Origin of the sequence: Haloarcula mannanilytica (assembly GCF_005406125.1) — an archaeon.
Taxonomy (GTDB): Archaea; Halobacteriota; Halobacteria; order Halobacteriales; family Haloarculaceae; genus Haloarcula; species Haloarcula mannanilytica.
The window spans coordinates 109,799-129,959 of the sequence record NZ_BIXZ01000005.1 but is presented as its reverse complement, the minus strand read 5'-3'; the positions used below and the strand labels follow the sequence as shown (position 1 = coordinate 129,959).

Here is a 20,161-nt window from a genome sequence, read left to right as displayed (position 1 = left end):
ATGCCACCCCTTCCGCTGCAGAGTGACTGGGCGTTCGTCGTCGAGAACCTCGACCTGTTGATCGCAGGCACTGGTGTCACAGTCGCCCTGACGGTGGCGAGCATCCTGCTGGGATTCCTGCTCGGGTTCCCGGCGGGAGCTATCGAGGTGTACGGCCGCGGCCCGCTCAAACGCGCCGTCGAGACGGCCGGCGTCGTCCTCCGCGGCACGCCGCTGCTTGTCATTATCATCCTGCTGTTCTTCGGGCTCTCGGTGTCGAGCAGCGCCTTCGTGACCGCGACTATCGCACTCGGCCTTCGGAGCGCCGCCTACCAGTCCCAGATATTCCGCGGGGCGCTCCAGAGCGTCGACGAGGGCCAACTGGAAGCCGCTCGCGCCGTCGGAATGGGCCGGTTCCAGGCGATCCGAAGCGTGGTCGTCCCGCAGGCGCTCCGCCGGAGCGTTCCCGGCTTTCAAAACGAGTTCACCATCGTCCTGAAGGACACGAGCATCGCCATCGTCATCGGCCTCGGCGAACTCCTGACCGTCGGCCAGAACCTCTATCAGGGCGGTCAGAGCACCGCCGCACTGGAGATTTTCCTGACTGTGAGCCTCATCTACTTCGTCCTCACGTTCGTGACGAACCGCTCGCTCGACCGCCTCGACGACCGCTTTAGCATCCCCGGAGGTGAGCGAGCGTGAGCGACCCGCTGCTTGCACTTGACGACGTGTACAAGTCCTACGGCGAGGAGCAGGTACTCTCCGGCGTCAGTTTCGAGATGGACGCCGGCGACGTGGACGTGGTCATCGGTCCAAGCGGCTCCGGGAAGTCGACGATGCTGCGCTGTGTCAACCGCCTCACGGAAATCGACAGCGGCGACATCTACCTCGACGGCGACTGCGTCACCGATGCCGACACCGACGTGAACGAACTCCGCAAGCAGGTCGGCATGGTGTTTCAGGACTTCAATCTCTTTGCCCACCTCACGGCGCTTGGAAACGTCACGCTCGGCCTGCGGAAAGTCCGCGGGATGGACAAGGCAACGGCCCGCGAGCGGGGCTACGAACACCTCGAACAGGTCGGACTCTCGGACCAGGCCGACTCCTACCCCGCCGAACTCTCCGGCGGCCAGAAACAGCGCGTCGGCATCGCCCGTGCACTCGCCATGGACCCGAAGCTCCTGCTGTTCGACGAGCCGACCAGCGCGCTTGACCCGGAACTCGTCGGCGAAGTCGTCGAGGTGATGCGCGACCTCGCTGCCGAGGGCATCACGATGCTCGTCGTCAGCCACGAGATGGGGTTCGCGCGGTCGGCCGCGTCGGACATCATCTTCCTTGATGAGGGGCGTATCGTCGAACACGGCCCGCCCGAGCAGCTGTTCGAGAACCCGCAGGCGGCCCGGACCGGCGAGTTCCTCAGCCGTCTGGAGACGACCCACGAGGGGGAGTGACCGATGGGGACGCCGGAGTCCACGACTACTGAGCGAACCATCCGTACCCGCGCCGCCGAGCTGACCGACCAGCCCCTGACACTGTTGACCGTCGCCGTCTTCTGGACGTGGCTCGTCGTGCGGTGGACGAACGACTTTCTGTTGGATGGCGCGCTCATCGAACGCGGAACATCGTTCTTCCCGACAGCACCGTTCGAGGCGGCCGCGTCGGCGCTCGGCAGTCTCGCGGCAAGTCTCGGTCCAGTCGGGTTTCCCGTCGGCTGGGTCGCTGGCTTCTTCGAGTTCCTGGCGGCGTCGATCCCCTACCTCCCGGAGTTGGCAATCGGCGTGTGGGCGACGATACTGCTGACGGTGCTGGGCATCGCACTGGGGTTCGTCATCGCCGTCCCGCTCAGCGTCGCCCGGGTGTACGGCGGGACTATCACCCGCTCGCTCGCGCTTGGGTACACGGAACTGTTCCGCGGGACGCCGCTGCTCGCCCAGCTGTTCGTCCTCTACTTTGCGACGCCGCTGACGACGGTCATCCGCGAGCTACCCACCGTCGGGACCGGATTCATCCCCGCTCAGGCGTTTTGGGTGGCCGTCATCGCGTTCACGCTCAACAGCGCAGCCTACCAGTCCGAGTACATCCGGTCGGCGCTGAACTCCGTCCCGGAGGGGCAACTCACCGCCGCCCGTGCCATCGGCCTCTCGAAGGTCGACGGGATACGCCACGTCGTCCTGCCCCAGGGCCTGCGCTACGCGATTCCGGGCTGGTCGAACGAGCTGGTGTATCTCATCAAGTACTCCTCGCTGGCGAGTTTCATCACCGTCCGCGAGCTGTTCGAGCGGACCGACGCTATCGCCAGCGAGACCTACCGGTACACGGAGCTGTTCGTCCTCGCCGGGCTGTTTTACCTGGCGCTGGTCATCTCGGCGTCGCTGCTCATGGAATACGTCGAAGAACAGGTCGCCATTCCCGGCCTCGGCACGACCGGCCGGTGACTACATGAAATCCGAGAGGCCGGACTGCTGGTCGTCGTCTTCGGCGGCCTCGCTCGCTGATTCCGTCTCGTCGGTATCGGCCTCGTCAGCGGCGATGTCGGACTCCGTTCCGTCCTCGGCCGCGAGCGTCACCTGCTGGTCGCCGTTCTCGTCGCCAGCATCGGCATCAGCAGAATCGCCATCCGCATCGGTTTCTCCGTCTCGACCGTCGGCACTTGCTCCCTCGAATACGCCGCCGGAGTGTTCGACGGCGGCTTCCTCCCTGAGCGCCTCGGCGTCGGCGACGATGTCCTGGACTTTGTTCGTGTCCTTGCCGGAGCCGGTAACGAATGCGACGTGCTCGGCCTCCAGTTCGTAGGTCGCCGCCATCGCGACCGTCAGCTCACGATTCCGGCAGTGGTGGGTCATCGTCGAAAGGAACGGCATGATTTCGCGGCGGGCGGTCCGCATCGAGACGCCGTCGATAGCCGCGATCTGCTGGGCGACGTAGTCCCGGGTGTTGCGGGTCCCCTTCGACCGGCCGAGCTTCGACCAGTAGCTCGGCGGGCCGTAGCGGGTCCAGCCGCCCTTTGTTCCGTCCCGTGCTGCGGCGACGCCGGCGGTCATGTTGTCGCCGGCGTAGCGCCAGAAGGAGTAGTTCTGCGTCTCGCGCACGCGTCCCAGCCACTGGTCGGCGTTCGAGAGGAACTCGTAGGCCCGGGCCAGTTCGGCTCCCTGGTAATCTTTGGGCATGTTGTCCTCGATCCAGTTGATGAGGTCGTCGGGCGTCTCGTCCACGTCGTAGCTGGCCTCTAGCGCTTCCTGTGCGCCGGCCTCCTTCAGCACCACGTCGAGGTATTCGAAGATGCCCTCGGTGGTGTCGCGCTCGCCAGTGATTACGTCATCAGTAGTGAGCCGCTCCGTCGTCTCGGCGATGGCCTGAAGGTCCTTGACCGCGCCTCGCAGGTCGCCGCTGTTTTGCTCGGCGAGGTCTTCCAGCGCCTCGTCCTCGTACTCGACGCCCTCCTGGCGACAGAGGTCACGGAGGACGGGGACGATAGAGCGGGGCGAAACGTCCCGGAATTCGATGTCCTGGCAGTTGTTCCGCAGGCCGTTTGACATCTCGTAGTACTCGTTGGCGATGAGAATCATCGGCTGGCTGGCCTCCTTCACAAGGGCGGTGATGGCCCGCGCCCCGCCGCGGTCGGCGTTGCCGTGGATGTTGTCCGCCTCGTCCATGATGACGAGTCGCCGGCCGCCACCGCCGGCGGTCAGCGTCCCGGACTTGGCGGCTTCGCCGGCCACCCGATTGATTACGTCCTTCGTTCGGGAGTCGCTGGCGTTGAGTTCGATGGTCGGCCACCCCATGTCGTTTGCCAGCGCGTGGGCGGCCGAGGTCTTCCCGATGCCCGGGGACCCGTAGATGATGACCGCCTCGCGGTGGTCATCCCACGTCTCCGCCCATTCCTTGAGTGCGTCGCGGGCCTTGTCGTTGCCCCGCACCTCCGACAGCGTCGTCGGGCGGTACTTCTCCGTCCAATCCATTGAATCGTGGTTGGTGCGACCGGCGTTTAGTGATTGCGGAGCGCTACTCCGCCCACGACAGCCAGAAGACATATCCCCGTCACCGGCCGCGGCCTAACCGTCATGAGTGATACAGCCCGTCGGAGCTACGGCGTCGGTGCCCTCGCCGGTACCGCCGCGTTCGTTCTGACGTACGTCTTCGTTTACGCCCTGAGCATCCCCACCGTTCAGGACGCCCTGTTGACGAACATCGCCGAGTCGTTCGGCGATGACCGGGCGGCCTGGAAAATCGTCGGCTGGGTGTTTTTCAACGCCCAGTTCGTGACGACGACGATTACCGTCAACATCCCGTTCCTCGGCGGCACGTCGGCGGTCAACTTCATCGCCGAGAACGAGTCGCTGTCGCCGATTCTGTACCTGCTCCCACCGGCAGTGCTAACGGCCGCGGGAATGGCGACTGCTCGTCTCGACGGGGCGGCCGACATCGGCCGCGCGGTTCGCGTCGGTCCCGCCGTCGTGCTGGGCTATCTCCCGCTGGCGGTGCTTGGGTCGGTGCTGTTCACTGTCAGCGCCGGCGAATCGGGACAGGGCGCGCCGACGCTGCTGACGGCGATTGTCCTCGCTGGTATCGTCTACCCGGTCGTCTTCGGGACCGTCGGGGCCGCACTCGCTACCGCACTCGGCGAATTGTAGCGGGGGCTCGCTGCTGAGGTTTTTGACGGAAGGCATAGCATAGAGAACGACAGCCGTGGACCGCCCTACCTACAGTCACGACCCTCGCGGCGTCTCCCCAGTCATCGGCGTCGTTCTGCTGCTCTCGATCACCGTCCTCCTGGCCGCGACAGTCGGTGGGTTCGTGTTGAATGAGACTGTCGATCTGGACGATCGGACGCCCACCGTCGCCCGCTCGACGGGGAGCTTCGTGACTGGTCCCTCCGGCGGCTGCGGTGAGAACACGGTGGAGATCCGACACGCTGGCGGCGATTCGGTTCCGGCCGACGAGATAGAGATCGCTGTCCGGCTTCCGGACACCGGCACCCGCGCCCGTCTCGTCGACCTCCCGGTCGCCGGAACGGCGCTTTCAGCGAGCAACACCGACGACCCGGACAACGTCGTCTACGACTACTGCGTCGGCGGCGTCATCGCCGAGGGGGGCCAGCCCTGGTCAGCCGGGCGGACGATCACCTTCCAGCTGAACGCCGGCGGCGGCACCGTCGAACCGGGCGACGCCATCGACGTACGCGTCGTTCACGCTCCTTCGAACGGCGTGTTGGCTGCGGTCGAACTGACTGCCCGCCGGTAAGGGCCCGTGGTTCCGATACCCTTTTATTCGCGTCTGCCCAGCGTGTGAACTAATGGCAGGGGGCGCACGCGAGGATCTCGCGGAGAAAATGGCGGGTGAGGTGGCACTGAGCGACGAACCAGGGGCGACCCTGCGGAAGTGGCGTACCGATTTCGATGTCGCGCAGACGGAACTCGCGGACGAACTCGACGTGTCACCGTCCGTGGTGTCTGACTACGAGAGCGGTCGCCGTGACAACCCCGGTATCGGCGTTGTCAGACGACTCGTCGGTGCGTTACTCGACATCGACGAGGACCGCGGCGGCGACCACATCCGGCAACACGCCCGCGTGCTCTCGGCCGGGTTCGACAGCGATGTGGTCCATGACCTCCGGGAGTACTCGGCCAACGTCGGCGTCGAGCGCGTCTACGATGCCATCGACGCCAAAGAGCTCTTCCGGGGCAGCCAGGACACCGTGGCGGGCCACACCGTTATTAACTCCATCGCCGCCATCACACGCCTTTCCTCAGACGAGTTCTATCAGCTGTACGGCCAGTCGACAAACCGCGCGCTCGTGTTCACGAACGTGACCCGCGGCGAGTCACCGCTGGTCGCGCTCCGGGTCGTCTCCCCGACGCCCAACGCGGTCATCCTCCACGGCCTCGACGACGAGGCCGTCTGGGAGCACGCGCAGGACCTCGCCCGCATTGACGACTTCTCGCTGGCGATCACCGATATCGATCTAGAGGACCTGCTGGACGGTCTGCGAGAGCTTCCCTGAGCGTTAGTTTCCGGTCATATTATCTGACGCCTAATAACAAGTAACGCGCGCTCTCGTACTCACGGGTCGCTACGCTCCCCGTTCGCTATTCGAGAGCCCTCGCTTCGCTCGGCCTCTCGATATTCTCCACGGCTCCCCGCGGTCGCCGCTTCGGTTCGAGGTTCTCACTCGCGTTGCTCGCTCCGAACCTCGCTACTCCACGTACCGATACTTCCGCTCACCCATCCGCCCCCAGCCGTCGAAGGCAAACTCGTCTTCGGGCGCGGTGAACTCCTCGACATCGGTCTCAGTCTCGTGGTTGTGCACGTCGTGGACCTGTTCGTACTCCGCAAAGGAGAGGTCGTAGCGGTTCCGGATCTGTTCGTCGATGCTGAGCGCGCCGATCTCTTCCTCCCAGCCGGGGACGATGGTCTCGGCGTGGACCTCGGCCTGTGCGCCCGAACCGTAGGAAGCGACTAACAAACGGGCCTCATCCAGGTCCAGCCCGTTCTCGCGGGCGTGTTTCAGGCCGGCGGCGCGGGCGATGTGGACGGAGCCGGTGTACCAGTTGCCGACCTCGCGGGAGATTGCGAGGGTTGGCTCGATTGCGGTGGCGTACCAGTCCTGATAGCGTTCCGTTTCGGTGAGTGCGTCGGTGTACTCCTTAATGGCGGCGTGGAACTCGTCGTCGGTCTCGAAATCCGCGCGCATGGGCTGGTGGCCGATTTCCTCGGCCATCAGGTCACCAACGTCCGTGCCGCGGATGATGTGCCGGTAGCCAAGCGCTGCGGCCTTCCGGACCATGCCCGGGAACGGCGTGTGGAACGGGATCATCTCGTAGTCGCCCGGGTGGATGTCGCCGGCCACCTCGGCGAAGTCCTCCAGCGCTTCGCGCATGCGGGCGAGGTAGACGTTGACCGAGCGCTTCCCGTCGACCGAGGGGAACTGCTGATTCGGTTTGAGGAAGTCCGTTTCGTCGGCGCTGCCGTACCCCTGCTCGGTCGACAGTTCGACCAGATTGGGGTTCTCGTCGACGAGCATCGCCACCGCGCCGGCCCCCTGCGTGGCCTCACCGGGGTCGTCACGGGCGTACAGGGCAGTGTCCGTGGCGATGACGAGCGCGGCCCGACCGCGGTTGCGCCCGGCGCGGATCCAGTTGTACGCGTCATCGAGGCTCTGTGTCCCGGAGATACAGGCGAACTTCCGCTCGCCCTTGTTTGCGTGGTGGAAGTTCTCGTCGTACACCTGTTCGAGACAGCCCGCGATGTACGTCGAGACCGGCTTCGAGTTGTCGAAGGCGCTCTCGGTCGCCACGTCGATGCGGCCGATGTCATCGGGGGTCAGCCCCTTGCGGTCCATTAGCCGGTAGGCCGCGTTCGCGCCCATCGTGACGATGTCCTCGTACACGTCCGGGAACGACGACGCGCGCAGGCCGAGCCCCTTGGTGTACTTGCCCGGATCGTCCCCCTGGGCCGGCGCGAACGTCTCCGCGAGGTCGAGTTTGAGCTTCCCGGTCCAGATCTCCATGGCGTCGATACCGACAGCAGTCATGGGTTCAACGTCAGCGCGGATGTATATGGGTTTGTCGACTGGCTATTCGACAACTGTCTAGTATTGTTCCGACGGGACGCGAGCCAGCAGCACGCGGCAGACGGCTAATTGTCGGTCGCCGGGTCCGTCCTGAAGGAGAAATCGACGATGCACTCGTCTTCGATAGCATCGAACGGTTCGTCGGGCGACGGAACGGCACGTGACCAGTCAGTGTTGTTGACCACGAGTCGATACGTCCCCGGCGCGATGGTAATCCGGTTGTCGCGGATGTTCGTCCGGTGGAACCGCGACACCTCGCTGGCGTACCGGGCCCGATAGCGACGCTGGAACGCCCGGTACTCTTCCTCGGTGAACAGGATAACGTCGACAGCCGGACCACGCCGCACGATAAGGTCGTACTGCAGTGTCGTCTGGCCCGTCGCTTCAATCGTGTAGTCCTCGTACTCGTTTTCTTCCAGCCGGAACGTTGTATCGACCGACCGGCGGTTCGGTTCGGGCGTCGCCGTTGGGGTCTCTGTTTCGACCTGGAGTCGCGCCGAGGTCTCCGTCGAGATGTTTGCCTGGCCCGTCTCAGAGCGCTGTGCTGTCGACGTATTTGTGGACGGAGCGGCGCTGTTTGCCGCTGGCGTCGAGGCAGTATCGGCACCTTCCGTCGTGACGGCCCGCTGTGACGCTGTCGGCTCCGGGGCCGGCGTCGTCTCGGCGTCCTGTCCAGAACGACTTCCGAGACAGCCGGCAGAGAGCGCGACGAGCAACGATGCTCCGAAGCCGCGCCGCGACAGGTCACCCATACCTCAGCACACGTATCCAACGTAAAGATGTTTACGGGCGGGTTTTCGTCACTGGTAATCGGAGCTGTGATCCTGTCCAAACATATTTGTAGAGAGAAAGCTGATTCTACGCCGTTCGAACTAGTTCCGAGAGAATGGTCGTCCAAGTATCATTTCTCGGAACGCCATCTGAACCTTTCACATGAACAGATCGGGTATCTCACTCGGGCTCGTGGTCCTGGCGGCGATCAGCGCTTCGTTACTCGCGGGGATGGCAGTAGCAGGGACTGTCGGGACATCTCCGTCCGAACCAGCGCCGGCGGTGACGACCGACAGGCCACCAGCAGCGACCCCCAGTATGGATAGTGCATCACCGGCAAAGACGCCTACCAGTGCGTCGCCAGCGACACCACGTAGTGAGAGGACTGGTACCGGAGCGACGCAGCCACAGTCGGCGACACCCGTCTCGACACCGGAGCGGGTCCAGACCACACCGGAGGACACAGAACGGCCGCTCGATACGGACCGCCTCGAAGGCGCGCTCATAGCGGCAATCAACGACCGACGCGGCGATCCGCTTACCAACGACGCCATCGACGGAACCCTCCCGACTGAGACAACGACCGGACAGAAACTTTCGGCTATGGCCGCCACTCACAGCGAGCGAATGGCCGCGCAAGGGTCGGCCTCCCCGATTGCGAACGGGTCAGACACCCGGGACCGGTACGCGGCCGCTGGGCTGTCCGACCGGTGTCGCCTCCGCCACGTGGAGAACACGTATATCCGCCCGGTGACCGACCTCGAACTGGTTACGAGCATCGACCCCAACGGCGCGAACGCGACCCGGACTGCCAACGCCGTCGCCGACCACTGGTTCGACCTCTCTGGCCCCCGCGATACGCTGTACATGCCGAACGCGAACCACATCGGCGTCGGTGCGGCCACCGCTGACGGTGTCGTCTATATTACTGTGAACCTCTGCTGAGGTCTGGTAAGAAAGGCCGTTACGGAACCTCTTTGCGGACAGTGTCAGCGTTTCCTTCCGAGTCAACGACGCGAAGTGCTACCGTCGTGTCGGAGGGTACCTTTTCTTTTACCGTCTGGCCGGTCGCATCGTTGAAGAGACCGTCACCATCAAGGTCCCATTCGTAGGTCAGGGGGTCTCCTTGCGGGTCACTGGACGGGCTGGCATCGAAGTTTCGATTATTACTATTTCCGGAACTATCTATCGTGAAATCGGCGTCCGGTTGCTCGTTCGTGTTTGCACCACCCGGAGTGACCGTGAACATCTTTGAATCGGTGCCGCCGCTCGATAGTTCGTACGTCACGGTTATCGTGACGCTCTCGCCGTTCATATCTATCTCGTTGTTACCATTCCCAAACTCGAACAGATGGAACGTAGCGGTTGACGTGTCGGATAGAACCGGATTCGGGCCGCTAAAGTAGTTGTCATCGCCATCAACATCTATGGTTCGAGGGAGGCTGGCCCCAGTGCCGAGATCGGTATAGCCGTCGGGATCTGCCTCGATATACAATTCAGTTTCCTGTGGAGATCTTTGGAAGAATCCAGCAGTGTTGTCGCTGAGGTAGTCAATCTGGTCGTCAACGGGGTCAATCGCCACTGTTGTTATTTCAATAGTCTCGCCTAGCTCATTAGTGACGGTAAATCGGACGCCGCCGTCAGTGTCGCCGTTACTATCGAGCGCGACAGCATCCTCATTATAAATGAGCTCACTGCTGTCGGACCCGCCACCGGAGCCTTGATTTGCTTCCGTCACCGTCACCGGCACTGAAACGTCTTCGGGCGTACCGCCGTTGAACGAATCGATTTCGTTGAGGCTGAACTGGACGGTGTGGGTCCCGGTATCCGTCGACTGCTTCGCTTCGTAGGTGAATTCGACGCGCCCGTTGCTGTCGGAGGTCTCTGTATCCGTCGTGAGCGACCCTGTGTTACTCCCCTCGACTGCGCCGTTAACTTCGATATCGCTTACGGGGTTGTTGTACGCGTCCCGGACCTCCAGAACGATTTCCTCGCTGTCACCCTGCTCGACACTACTGTTCCCAGTACTGACGGTCGTGAGGTATGCTTCGCGCTCGTCAGTAGCGCCTGTGCCGACGCTGGCTTTCGCCATTTGCAGACGATATGTGACTCCCCGCTCGAAAACCATGGTGACGTTGTAGAGCGATCCTGGTCCCTCGGTGTGAGTAACGTTTGCAACGTACTGTTCGTCGCTGAGAAGTGCCTCCCACTCTGACGCTGGGAGTCTGCTGAGAAACGAGACCGACACATTCGAAGTTTCTGTCGGATTCGTTATACGGATCGTTCGGGATGACTGGGATTTCGGCTCTACGTCGACCGCGACCGAACCGCTTGCGGAGCGGCTCATCGACCCGTTGAGCGCGACGAGCGTGATGTCGCGGCCGTCGACCATCGCCTGCTCCGAGAGCGTGAGGTTCCCCTCGCGAAACTGGTTGTAGACGACCGAGTGCTCGTAGACGGTCTCCGGGGCTTCGCCGTAGACGTTGTACTCCGGCTTGTAGGCGATGGCCCCCGTGTTGTAATGCCGCGGTGCGGTCCCGCTCCAGTAATCTGCCGTCTCGGGGTTAATCGCCTCTGCATTGCGAACTGTGAGGTTCTGGGACTCGTTGCTGGTCCCATCTGTGTACAGCAATCCCGACGGCGGCCCGGGGTTGGTTGCCACGAGCCGAGACGGGTATTGGGTCCCCAACTGGATCGAGACGGCCTGCCGGCTCGGCTGTCCCGGGACGCTGACGATTGCGTTTCGCAGGTCCTGCATCTGCGTCTGGACCTGCTGGTTGTGGTTGAACTCCACCTCCCGGTTTTGCTCCGGCACGGCAAAGGCCTGATACGAAGAGAAGGCGATGATAAGCACGCCGAACAGCAGTACAGCCCCAACCTGGACTGACTGTGCGCGCTCATCGCCCGTGAAAGTCATGGCGGTGAGTTGCGGAGACGGCGGTAAAAACCTGACTGCCGAATTATCAACTCTCGTCTTCTTCGACGACTTCCGGGTCGCTCATCGCGGTCTGGAGACTGTCGAGTCCGTTGACCCACTCGGAGACGAGCCCGTATTCGAGGTCTTCGGCGACCTCCATCGGGAGGTCTGACCCACCGATGATCTGTGTGCCGGCCTGGACACAGTAGCCAAGCGCCGCATCGAGGTCCTCCTCCGCTTCCGCGTCCGCGGCGGCCTCGATGTAGTCGGTGATGGTCGCGTCGTCCGCAGCGCCTTCCGCGACGAACTCCTCGGCTGCGTAGAACACACACAGCAGCGAGGTCTGGACGCCGTCGATCAGCATCACAGTCTCTTCGTCGTCGATCTCGATGTCGTCGAGGACGATCTCACGGACGCCGGTAAGCTCGTCGATGGTCGTCTCCTCGTCGAGGTCGCCGTCCTCGTAGTCGGTGAGAATCTTCGCGACCGCGATCGCGGCGTCGTCTTGGAGGTTCAACAGGAGCCGCGCCGAATCCTCGTCTTCAGGGTCGACATCTTCTTCCTCGATACGGTCTAGCCAGTTCTGCCAGCGTTCTTCGGTGTAATACTCCCCCGGCGGAGTGCTCATACCACTCCGTTCGTCCCGTTGGGGATAGTAGTTTCGACCGGCGACCACTCAGTTGTCGACTCCTCGGCAATCGGATCGGGCTGAAAACTGAGTGTGCAGGTCCGAATGCGGCTGTTTTGGGGGCTTCTCGGTCGGCCGATGGAGTTCAAGCGCATTCCACGACCGCCGTCAGGGGGCGCACTTTTATGCCAGCCGAACGTGTTATGAAATAGCATGGCACAGCGACAGTCGAACGGGACCTACGACGGCCCGCTTGATATCGCTGCAGTCGCTACGCTGGTCGAACGCGTCGGTCTCGCGTTGGTCGCCCTAGCGCTGCCGGTCGCTGTCGGTGCGTTCGCCGGGATTGCGCTCAACGCCGGTTCGTTGCTGGCCGGGATTGACGCCGCGGTTGCCGCACTGAACGGGCCGCTGACGGCGGGGCGAGGGCTGTCCTGGCTGTTCCACGTCAGCACGCTCGCGACGGCGGTTGGCTGCTGGTTCCTCGGACTGGGCCTCCTGCTCGACGGCCTCGACCTGTAGGTCAGCCGTCGCCGTCTGAACGCATCTCAACACCGTGTTCTTGCGCCACCGCCTCGGCCGAATCCGCGCGGTTCGAGAGGGTCCGCTGTGGGAACGGGATCGAAATATCTTCCTCGTCGAAGGTGGCCTTCACGCCCCGGACCACCGCTGAGATGGCGCGCCACTTCCGCGGCGGCGTCGGGTGGTCGATCCAGAACCGGAGTTCCATCACCACGGCGGAGTCCCCGAAGTTCTTCGGGACCACGTCCGGCGTCGGCGAGTCGACGACGTGTTCGATGTCGGTCATCGCCTCACGGGCGAGTTCCATCGCCTGATCCACGTCAGCGTCGTAGTCCACGCCCACGTCGACCGTGAGGCGCAACAGCCCCTTGCGACTGCGGTTCGTCACCGCGCGGTTGCTCACGTTGTCGTTGGGAATGATGACGAACTCGCCGTCGAAGTTCTCCAGGCGCGTGTTGAAGATCGTGATGTCAGTCACGATCCCCTCCTGGTCGCCGATGAGTACCCAGTCACCGATGGTAAACGGCCGGGAGAACATCAGGACGAAGCCAGCGATGAGCGAGCCCAGCGTCTGTCTGGCGGCCAAACCGACGACGATACCGAGGAATCCAGCCCCGACCAATAGCCCGCTGAGATCGATGCCCCAGACGGCAAAGATTGTCGCCCCGATAGTGACAAAGACGGTGACCTGTCCCAGTCGGAGGAGAATCTCCTCCTGGTGTTCGGTGAACCCGGTGACGGCCTGACTGAACCGTTCGATCCATCGCTGCATCTGGTCGGACAGGACGAACGCCAGCATGACGAGGACGACCGTCTGTATCGTCGCCAGCACCGACTGATCGCTCCCGCCAAGGTACGGTTCCACCGCCCCGACGACATCGAGGACGCCCCAGACGATGAGAAACGAGATGACGACGAGCACGACCATCGAGAACTGAGCGATCCGGAGGAACACGCCCCGTATCGTCGTCGGCGTGTAGTCGGCCATGACCTGCAGCCAGTCGCCGGCTCGGTCGGATGTCGCGGCCCGGAGCCGGGAGAGCGCGGCCGGAATCACGACGACGCTGAGAAGGAGCACGACAAGCAGAATGAGCGTCGCGACGAGCCGCCCCTGCGTCGCGGCCAGTTGTTCGAGCGACCGCTGTAGCGCGGTAAAGAGTTCGAGAAGCCCCTCACCGGTTTCGTTAGCCGCTGGTGTGGGCGTAGCCGTCCCCTGCACAGCCACCTATCGCCACCGTAGGAACTTGTGTCTTCGTCTTCGAACGTCCATGTGCCGTTGTCGCGTGACAGAGTAGCTAGAAATCGACAGTGCTTCGGACTCCTCGCCTCGCTTAGACGCCGCGGCCCTGCAGCTGCTCTTCCTCGTCTAAGTCCGCGTTCGCCTGGCCTTTCATCCCCTTGCCGGGGTTCTTCGCGATTTCCTTGAGCTGTTCGGGGTCGTCGTAGTTGTTGACCGCCGCGACGATAGACTCGCCCATCGCCTGGGGGTTCTCCGCGCCGAAGATGCCCGAGCCGACGAAGATGCCGTCACAGCCGTGTTGCATCATGAGCGCTGCGTCGGCGGGCGTCGCGATGCCGCCGGCCGCGAAGTTGACGACCGGGAGTCGACCGCGGTCGGCCGTCTCGTGGACGAGCCGCCGTGGTGCGCCGTGTTCGCGCGCCCACTCGTCGCGCTCCTCTGGAGCCATCCCTTCGAGCATGCCGATGGAGCGCTGGATGTTGCGCTGGTGGGTCACGGCCTGGTTCACGTCGCCGGTGCCCGCCTCGCCTTTCGTCCGAATCATCGCCGCGCCCTCGTCGATGCGGCGGAGGGCCTCAGCGAGGTTGCGCGCGCCACAGACAAACGGCGCGGTGAACTCCTGCTTGTCGATATGATAGCGGTCGTCGGCCTGGGTCAGCACCTCGCTTTCGTCGACCATGTCCGCGCCGGCGGCTTCCAGAATCTGGGCCTCGGCGGTGTGGCCGATACGGGCCTTGCCCATCACCGGAATCGACACCTCCTCGATGATCTCTTCGAGCTTGCCGGGGTCGGCCATCCGGGCGACGCCGCCGCGCTTGCGGATGTCGGCCGGTACCGACTCAAGGTGCATCACGGCGACTGCACCGGCGTCCTCGGCGATGCGGGCCTGCTCGCGGTTGACCACGTCCATGATGACGCCGCCCTTCTGCATCTTCGCGAAGCCGCGCTTGACGAGGTCGGTCCCGCGGCGGAGGTCCTCAAGGTCAGTCTCTTCAGTCATTACTCCGAGTTGGGTCTGGATTTACTTAACGCGTGTCCTTCCGACGGGCCGCCTGCCCGCTATCGACCACTACCGTTTTCATCGCGTCCCCCCACTGCATCGACATGGCTCCGGACGAGGGTGTCGGCGGGCGCATCGACGCGGCTGTCGCGCGGGTGTTCAGTCGTCGGCTCCCCGACGCCGAAGGGTTGCCGCGGTACGTCGCGCCGCTGCCGGCGTGGCTAGAGAACGTCGGCCTCCGGCTGGCCTGGCCCATCGCGCTCGTCAATCTGGTGGGGACGCTGTTTGGCTTCTGGTACTACGCCGGTCGGCCGCTGAACACCGCGCCGCCGCTCGTGGAGGGCCAACTCGGCGCGGCCCCGCTTGCCGCCTACCCGCTGATTCCGGACTCGCCCGTGGCGACGATGTTCATTGGCCTCTCGCTTGTGGCCTGGCGGCTCGACTGGAACGCAGAACCCCTCCACATGCTGGGCTTCTTCGGCTGTATCAAGCTCGGCCTGTGGACGCCGTACGTCCAGCTCGTCCTCAACGGCCCCGGCGGGATTCCGCTGTGGCTCTACTGGTTCCTGATTCTGAGCCACCTTGCGATGGCACTGGAGGCGTTTCTCATCCACCGCTACGCGAGCTTTTCGGTCGCGTCCGTCGCGGTCGCCGTCGGCTGGTACGGCTTTAACGACATCGTCGACTACTTCGTCCCGGTTCTCGATGGCCCCCACCACACCTGGCTGCGCGCCGAGCCGCTGGTCGCCGGCGGGTTCGACCACACAGTGCTGGCCCACGATCTCGCGGCGGGCTGGGCGGTCGTGTTGACTATCCTGGCGACGTTTCTCGCCTTGGCGACCCGCGTGGAGAAAGTGAAACGGCAGGCGTAACTGCCGCTGTCCCGCGCTCGTTCTAGCGGCGTCTCAGGTCGTGAAGCCGTCCTCGGTCTCGCGCTCTTTGAGGACCCACTCCAGTTCCTCGATGGCCCGCAGGATAGCGACCTCGGCTTCGTCTTCCATTTCGGTCGACGGCGGGTCGTGTTTGTCGTACTCCGCTTGCAGCGCCTCTATTCGGTCCCGAATAACCTCCTCCGTTCGCATGGTTCCAATGACCGGACGCGCAGGTCTTGATGCTACTGGTCGCGGCGATGGGTGCGAACGCGGTGATTCTGCGACAGGAAAAACGCGACGGGGTTACCGAACGACGACGACGGCGCTCTCGGTTTCGGTCATCTCGCCCTCGCCGGAGTAGGTCCGGGACTCCTCGACAGTGAACATCTCGTCGTCGAGTTCGACGCCGGCGACCCGTAGCGTGTCGCCGTCGATCTCGTAGTCGCCGTCCTCGATAGCGGCGTCGATAGCGCCCACTTCGCTGCCGAACTCGGGGCCGACGATGGAGTAGTCCAGATCGATGCCGCTGACCTCGGTCGTGATGTCCGGGGTCTCGTCGTAGGTGTCCAGTTGGGCGACGTGCATCGCCTCTGCGACGGCGTCCTTGAAGCCGCCGATGTGGCCGAACACCTCGACGTGGTCGAGGTCGGCGTTCAGCGGTAGGCCGTTCTCGGTCTTGTACCGCCGGAGCGCGGAGACGACTTCCATCGCCGTCTCGCCGGCGTCAAGGTCGGCGTCGTAGCCGCCCGCGGTTGGCCAGTCCGTCGTGTGGATGGAGCTGTCTTCACTGTACACGCGGTCCCACAGCTCTTCCGTGATGTGCGGGAGGAACGGCGCGAACAGCTGCAAGAAGGTCCGGTGGGCCTGCAGCAGCGTGTACTCCGTCGAGGTGTCGCCACCCTCGGATAACCGTTGCTTGGCGATTTCGAGGTAGTCGTCACAGAACGTGTTCCAGAAAAAGGACCGGAGTTCGTTGCGGGCCTTCGAGAACTCGTAGTCCTCGAACTTCGTCGTGATCGACTCCACGGTCGCGTCCAACTCGGCCAGTAGCCACTCGTCGACCGCTGCCAGGTCCTCGGGTTCGTCGGGTTGACTCGCGGGCGTGAGCTGGTCCACCAGCCGCGAGGCGTTCCAGAGCTTCTGGAGGAGTCGCTCGCCGGCCTCCAGGTCGCCTTCCTTGTACGGGAAGTCGTCGCCGATGGAGGTCCCGGCGGCCCAGTAGCGCGTGGCGTCGACCGGGAACTCTTCGAGCACTTCGCTGGGCGGGATGACGTTGCCCTTGGACTTGGACATCGCCTCGCGGTTCTCGTCTAGCACCATCCCGTTTATCATCACGTTCTCGAAGGGCACCTCGCCGGTGTGCTCGTAGCACTTGACGACGGTGTGGAACAGCCAGAAGGAGATGATGTCGTGGCCCTGCGGGCGCAGATCGAAGGGGTACAGCTCCGGCAGTTCCATGGTGAACTCCTCGCTGTCGGCGTCCCAGTCCCAGCCAGCGTTCACCAGTGGGGTCAGTGATGAGGTCGCCCACGTGTCGAACACGTCCTCCTCGGGCGTCAGCGAGTCGTGGCCGCAGTGGGGGCAGGCATCGACCGGCGGGTCGTCCGACAGCGGGTCGACCGGGAGCTGGTCGCGTTCGGCCATCACGGGCTCGCCGCAGTCGTCGCAGTACCACACCGGAATCGGGATGCCCGAGTCGCGCTGGCGGGAGATACACCAGTCCCACTCCAGGCCTTCGATCCAGTGCTCGTAGCGGGTGAACATCTTCTCGGGGTACCACTCCATCTGGCGACCGGCCTCGATGTACTCCTCTTTCTTGTCGAGCAGTTCGATATACCACTGCTCGGTGACGAGGTACTCGACCTCTTCCTCGCAGCGCTCGTGGACCTGCACGGTGTGGTCGTGGTCGCGGCTCTCCAAGAGCGACCCTTCTTCGTCGAGGTCCTCGATGATGGCCTCGCGGGCCTCGGTGGTGTGCATCCCCTCGTAGTCGCCGGCAAGGTCAGTCATCGTCGCGGACTCGTCGATAGCCAGCCGTAGCGGCAGGTCGTGGGCCTGATACCACTCGATGTCGTTCTGGTCGCCGAACGTACAGCACATCACGATACCGCTGCCGGTCTCCATGTCGACGCGCTCGTCCGCGATGATGGGGACTTCCTGCTCGAAGATGGGGACCCGCGCGCTGCCGCCGACGAGGTGCTGGTTCGCGTCGTCGTCGGGGTGGACGAAGACGGCGACACACGCCGGCAGCAGTTCCGGGCGTGTCGTCGAGATAGTGAACGTCGCGTCCTCGTCGGCCGGCCCTTCGCCTGTTTCGACGAGGTCGAAGGCGATGTCGTTGAACTTCGTGTGCTTGTCCTTGTCCTCCTGCTCGACCTGCGAAATCGCGGTTTCACAGTCCGGACACCAGATGGTCGGCGCGCGCTGGCGGTACTCCCGGCCCTGTTCGTAGAGGTCGAGGAAGGAAAGCTGGGAGACCCGCTGGACATCCGGCGCAATGGTCTTGTAGGTGTTGTCCCAGTCGATGGAGATCGCCAGCGACTGCACGTCCTCGGTGAACTCGTCCTCGAACGCCGTACACACGTCGCGGCACTTCTCCTGGAACTCCCGTCGCGGGTAATCCTGGTGCCGAATATCGAGTTCGCGCTCGGTGAGCCGCTCCGAGGCGATACCGTTGTCGTCGTAGCCGAAGGGGAAGTAGACGGTGTCGTCGCGCATCCGGTGGAAGCGGGCGACGAAGTCCTGCAGCGTGAACTGGTAGAGGTGGCCCATGTGGAGGTTCCCCGACACCGTCGGCGGCGGCGTGTCGATGGTAAAGCGGGTGTCGGCGTCCTCGTCGTAGGCGTAGGTCTTGTCCGCGACCCACTGGTCCTGCCACTCGGGCTCTACCTCGCGGGGGTCGTACTCCCCGTCGAGGGCATTCTCCGATTCGTCTGTGGTCGATTCGTCCTGCGGTGGGTCCTGTGTATCACTCATGTTCGAACTCGGGTGTAGCACCCGGATAGCAGCGGATTGCGGCGTGGTTGTCAGCGGTGCGTGCGTCGAGGGGTAGGGGTGGTGTGGGGCGTGGGGACCCCTACACCGACGGGCGCGAGAACCAGCGTTCGGGAGAGTCGACGCACCATCTGTCTAGTAGTCTGCCAACGGCAGGATTAACGACTTCGGTTTTCGGCGGCGCCCCGGCGAACTCACACCAGCCACTCACTCAGGTCAGGTCCGGTTCGCGGCGCTCGCGGTCCTCGGCCGAGTGAGCGCGAACCCACAGTTGCCCGATGCGAGAAAGCGTCGTCCGGTAGGACTTCCCGTGGTCCTCCTGCTCGATGTACCCCTTCCCGCCGGGGCCGAGCCGGTCGACGTTGTAGATGACCTTCGAGCGGAAGGAGTCGGTGTACTCCTCGCCCATGTCCCGGGCCAACTGCTGGGCCAGCTCGGAAACGGACTCGAACTCGCCGTGTTCGCCCAGCGTGAAGAGGATGACCTCCTCGAAGGGCTTGACGTTCGAGAAGGAGGCGACCGGCAGTTCGACGATGTGGGAGCCGTCGATCTCCTTCGCGCCGATGGTCGTCCCGCGCTCGTCGAACTCCGCCAGCAGGTCCCGCGCGGTTTCGAGCCGCTCGTCGACGCGCTCGTCGACATCCTCGCCGGTACGCATGTCCTCAAGCATGTCTATTTGCTTGCGCAGTTCCTCCGCGAGTTCGGTTTCGAGGTACTTCTCGGGGACTGTGTAGTAGGTGTGGATGCGGTCCCGGTCGCCCTCGCGTTCGACCATAATCGAGTGGGCCGCCGTCGCGAAGGCAAAGGAGACGGTTCGGGGCATCGCGGAGACGTTGACCCACACCTCGCTGCCCGCGTCGAGTTCGGCGTTGATGAGTTCGAAGGCCTGCTCGAAGGCCTCGTCGTAGTCGTACACGTCGGCGACGACGAACCGCTCGGTTTCGGCCCCGAGCAGGTTCTGGTAGTCCTTTTCGAGCTTCTCCGCGAGATTGCGCGAGTACTCGACGTTGGCCTCGCTGCCGACCGCGCCCTCAAGCAGGATGACGCGGTCCACGTCGAGTTGCTCGCGCACCAGCGGCGCGATGAGCCGGTCGTAGTCGAACCCGACCGGGACGATGTGGGTCTGCATACCTGAGGGCTGGGGCGGCGGTTATAAAAAGAACCAGACTCGGGCCGTCCAGCGCACCCTTCGACAGCGCGTTACTCGCAGGTCTCGTGAACGATGTCGCCTTGATCGTTCGGGCCGCGACGCTCACCGGGGACGATGGGGTCCTCACAGACGGCGCAGGTCAGCGTGCCGTTCTTGTGGACTTCCGAGGCCTCGGTGTCCCCCTCGGAGCTGAAATCAACGCTCACGTCCGCGGACTCGTCGGTCGCCGGTTCATCGTCCGGCGCGAACACGTCATCGTCGTCGTCGATCGTCGTGTCGATGTCGAGCGTGTCGTTGAGGCCACAGTAGCCCGTCGAGGCGTTGAATCCCAGGCCGAGCGCGCCGATGCCGGCAAGCAGCCCGCGTTTGCGCTTCCCGCTGCGAAGCCAGCGCAGAGAGACGATTGTCAGGACGACTGCCAGCACTGCTCGGATCAGGCGGTCTCGACCGCCGACGTTTTTGTCGGTGTCCATACCTGTACTTTGACCTGGACGCTTTTGTAGGTTTACATGTCCGGT

20 protein-coding genes are annotated in these 20,161 nt (G+C 63.9%); 9 read left to right on the top strand and 11 right to left on the bottom strand.

The annotated features are described in order from the left end of the window. From Harman_RS14400 to Harman_RS14390, 3 genes are read left to right on the top strand one after another with little or no spacing between them, the layout of a single operon-like run. Nucleotides 1–681, top strand: coding sequence for an amino acid ABC transporter permease (locus Harman_RS14400; RefSeq protein ID WP_137684476.1), 681 nt, complete (start codon nt 1–3; stop codon nt 679–681). Beyond that, the gene (locus tag Harman_RS14395) at nt 678–1,430 is read left to right on the top strand and encodes an amino acid ABC transporter ATP-binding protein (protein ID WP_137684475.1); all 753 of its coding nucleotides are present in this window, start codon (nt 678–680) and stop codon (nt 1,428–1,430) included. The genes Harman_RS14400 and Harman_RS14395 overlap by 4 nt, the downstream gene beginning before the upstream one ends. A 3-nt stretch (nt 1,431–1,433) precedes the next feature. After that, nucleotides 1,434–2,414, top strand: coding sequence for an amino acid ABC transporter permease (locus Harman_RS14390; RefSeq protein WP_137684474.1), 981 nt, complete (start codon nt 1,434–1,436; stop codon nt 2,412–2,414). Here the strand turns inward: Harman_RS14390 and Harman_RS14385 are convergent, their stop codons facing one another. Beyond that, complete coding sequence (locus Harman_RS14385; RefSeq protein WP_137684473.1) at nt 2,415–3,938, bottom strand: replication factor C large subunit; 1,524 nt, start codon at nt 3,936–3,938, stop codon at nt 2,415–2,417. Nucleotides 3,939–4,040: 102 nt separating this feature from the next. Between Harman_RS14385 and Harman_RS14380 the strand changes: the two genes are divergently transcribed. The 3 genes from Harman_RS14380 to Harman_RS14370 are packed head-to-tail and all read left to right on the top strand — an operon-like array spanning nt 4,041 to nt 5,980. Beyond that, nucleotides 4,041–4,610 carry a hypothetical protein gene (locus Harman_RS14380; RefSeq protein WP_137684472.1) on the top strand — a complete coding sequence of 190 codons (570 nt, stop codon included), beginning with the start codon at nt 4,041–4,043 and terminating at the stop codon, nt 4,608–4,610. A gap of 55 nt (nt 4,611–4,665) precedes the next feature. Further along, the gene (locus tag Harman_RS14375; RefSeq protein WP_137684471.1) at nt 4,666–5,220 is read left to right on the top strand and encodes a type IV pilin; all 555 of its coding nucleotides are present in this window, start codon (nt 4,666–4,668) and stop codon (nt 5,218–5,220) included. A gap of 52 nt (nt 5,221–5,272) precedes the next feature. Then, on the top strand, nt 5,273–5,980 hold the full coding sequence (locus Harman_RS14370) for a helix-turn-helix domain-containing protein (protein ID WP_137684470.1): 708 nt from the start codon (nt 5,273–5,275) through the stop codon (nt 5,978–5,980). A gap of 192 nt (nt 5,981–6,172) precedes the next feature. Here the strand turns inward: Harman_RS14370 and hmgB are convergent, their stop codons facing one another. Further along, nucleotides 6,173–7,510 (bottom strand): hydroxymethylglutaryl-CoA synthase, encoded by a 1,338-nt coding sequence (hmgB, locus tag Harman_RS14365; RefSeq protein ID WP_137684469.1) that lies wholly within the window; start codon nt 7,508–7,510, stop codon nt 6,173–6,175. 104 nt (nt 7,511–7,614) lie between these two features. Next, nucleotides 7,615–8,301 carry a hypothetical protein gene (locus tag Harman_RS14360; RefSeq protein WP_137684468.1) on the bottom strand — a complete coding sequence of 229 codons (687 nt, stop codon included), beginning with the start codon at nt 8,299–8,301 and terminating at the stop codon, nt 7,615–7,617. Nucleotides 8,302–8,482: 181 nt separating this feature from the next. Here Harman_RS14360 and Harman_RS14355 point away from each other — a divergent pair, with 181 nt between their 5' ends. Then, entirely contained in the window at nt 8,483–9,265 is a 783-nt protein-coding gene (locus tag Harman_RS14355) for a CAP domain-containing protein (RefSeq protein WP_137684467.1), read from the top strand. A gap of 19 nt (nt 9,266–9,284) precedes the next feature. On the opposite strand, the gene Harman_RS14350 is transcribed toward Harman_RS14355, so the two are convergent. After that, entirely contained in the window at nt 9,285–11,237 is a 1,953-nt protein-coding gene (locus Harman_RS14350) for a PKD domain-containing protein (protein ID WP_137684466.1), read from the bottom strand. A 46-nt stretch (nt 11,238–11,283) separates the two neighbouring features. Then, nucleotides 11,284–11,865, bottom strand: coding sequence for a DUF2150 family protein (locus tag Harman_RS14345; protein WP_137684465.1), 582 nt, complete (start codon nt 11,863–11,865; stop codon nt 11,284–11,286). A gap of 213 nt (nt 11,866–12,078) precedes the next feature. Here Harman_RS14345 and Harman_RS14340 point away from each other — a divergent pair, with 213 nt between their 5' ends. Beyond that, complete coding sequence (locus tag Harman_RS14340) at nt 12,079–12,387, top strand: hypothetical protein (RefSeq protein ID WP_137684464.1); 309 nt, start codon at nt 12,079–12,081, stop codon at nt 12,385–12,387. Between the two features lies 1 nt (nt 12,388). On the opposite strand, the gene Harman_RS14335 is transcribed toward Harman_RS14340, so the two are convergent. After that, nucleotides 12,389–13,612: a mechanosensitive ion channel family protein gene (locus tag Harman_RS14335; RefSeq protein ID WP_137684463.1), complete on the bottom strand. Its 1,224-nt coding sequence runs from the start codon at nt 13,610–13,612 to the stop codon at nt 12,389–12,391. Between the two features lie 106 nt (nt 13,613–13,718). After that, nucleotides 13,719–14,627 (bottom strand): pyridoxal 5'-phosphate synthase lyase subunit PdxS, encoded by a 909-nt coding sequence (pdxS, locus tag Harman_RS14330; protein ID WP_137684462.1) that lies wholly within the window; start codon nt 14,625–14,627, stop codon nt 13,719–13,721. Nucleotides 14,628–14,731: 104 nt separating this feature from the next. Here pdxS and Harman_RS14325 point away from each other — a divergent pair, with 104 nt between their 5' ends. Continuing rightward, complete coding sequence (locus Harman_RS14325) at nt 14,732–15,499, top strand: DUF1405 domain-containing protein (RefSeq protein WP_137684461.1); 768 nt, start codon at nt 14,732–14,734, stop codon at nt 15,497–15,499. Nucleotides 15,500–15,532: 33 nt separating this feature from the next. On the opposite strand, the gene Harman_RS21590 is transcribed toward Harman_RS14325, so the two are convergent. The 4 genes from Harman_RS21590 to Harman_RS14310 all read right to left on the bottom strand — a co-directional run bounded on the left by Harman_RS21590 (nt 15,533) and on the right by Harman_RS14310 (nt 20,116). Then, a complete protein-coding gene (locus Harman_RS21590) occupies nt 15,533–15,709 on the bottom strand; it encodes a hypothetical protein (protein WP_200830905.1) in 177 nt (58 codons plus the stop codon). Between the two features lie 93 nt (nt 15,710–15,802). Further along, nucleotides 15,803–18,475: a valine--tRNA ligase gene (locus Harman_RS14320; protein ID WP_137684460.1), complete on the bottom strand. Its 2,673-nt coding sequence runs from the start codon at nt 18,473–18,475 to the stop codon at nt 15,803–15,805. Between the two features lie 229 nt (nt 18,476–18,704). Next, a complete protein-coding gene (locus Harman_RS14315; protein ID WP_137684459.1) occupies nt 18,705–19,622 on the bottom strand; it encodes an HFX_2341 family transcriptional regulator in 918 nt (305 codons plus the stop codon). Nucleotides 19,623–19,693: 71 nt separating this feature from the next. Continuing rightward, entirely contained in the window at nt 19,694–20,116 is a 423-nt protein-coding gene (locus Harman_RS14310) for a YgaP family membrane protein (protein ID WP_137684458.1), read from the bottom strand. Between the last annotated feature and the right edge of the window lie 45 nt (nt 20,117–20,161).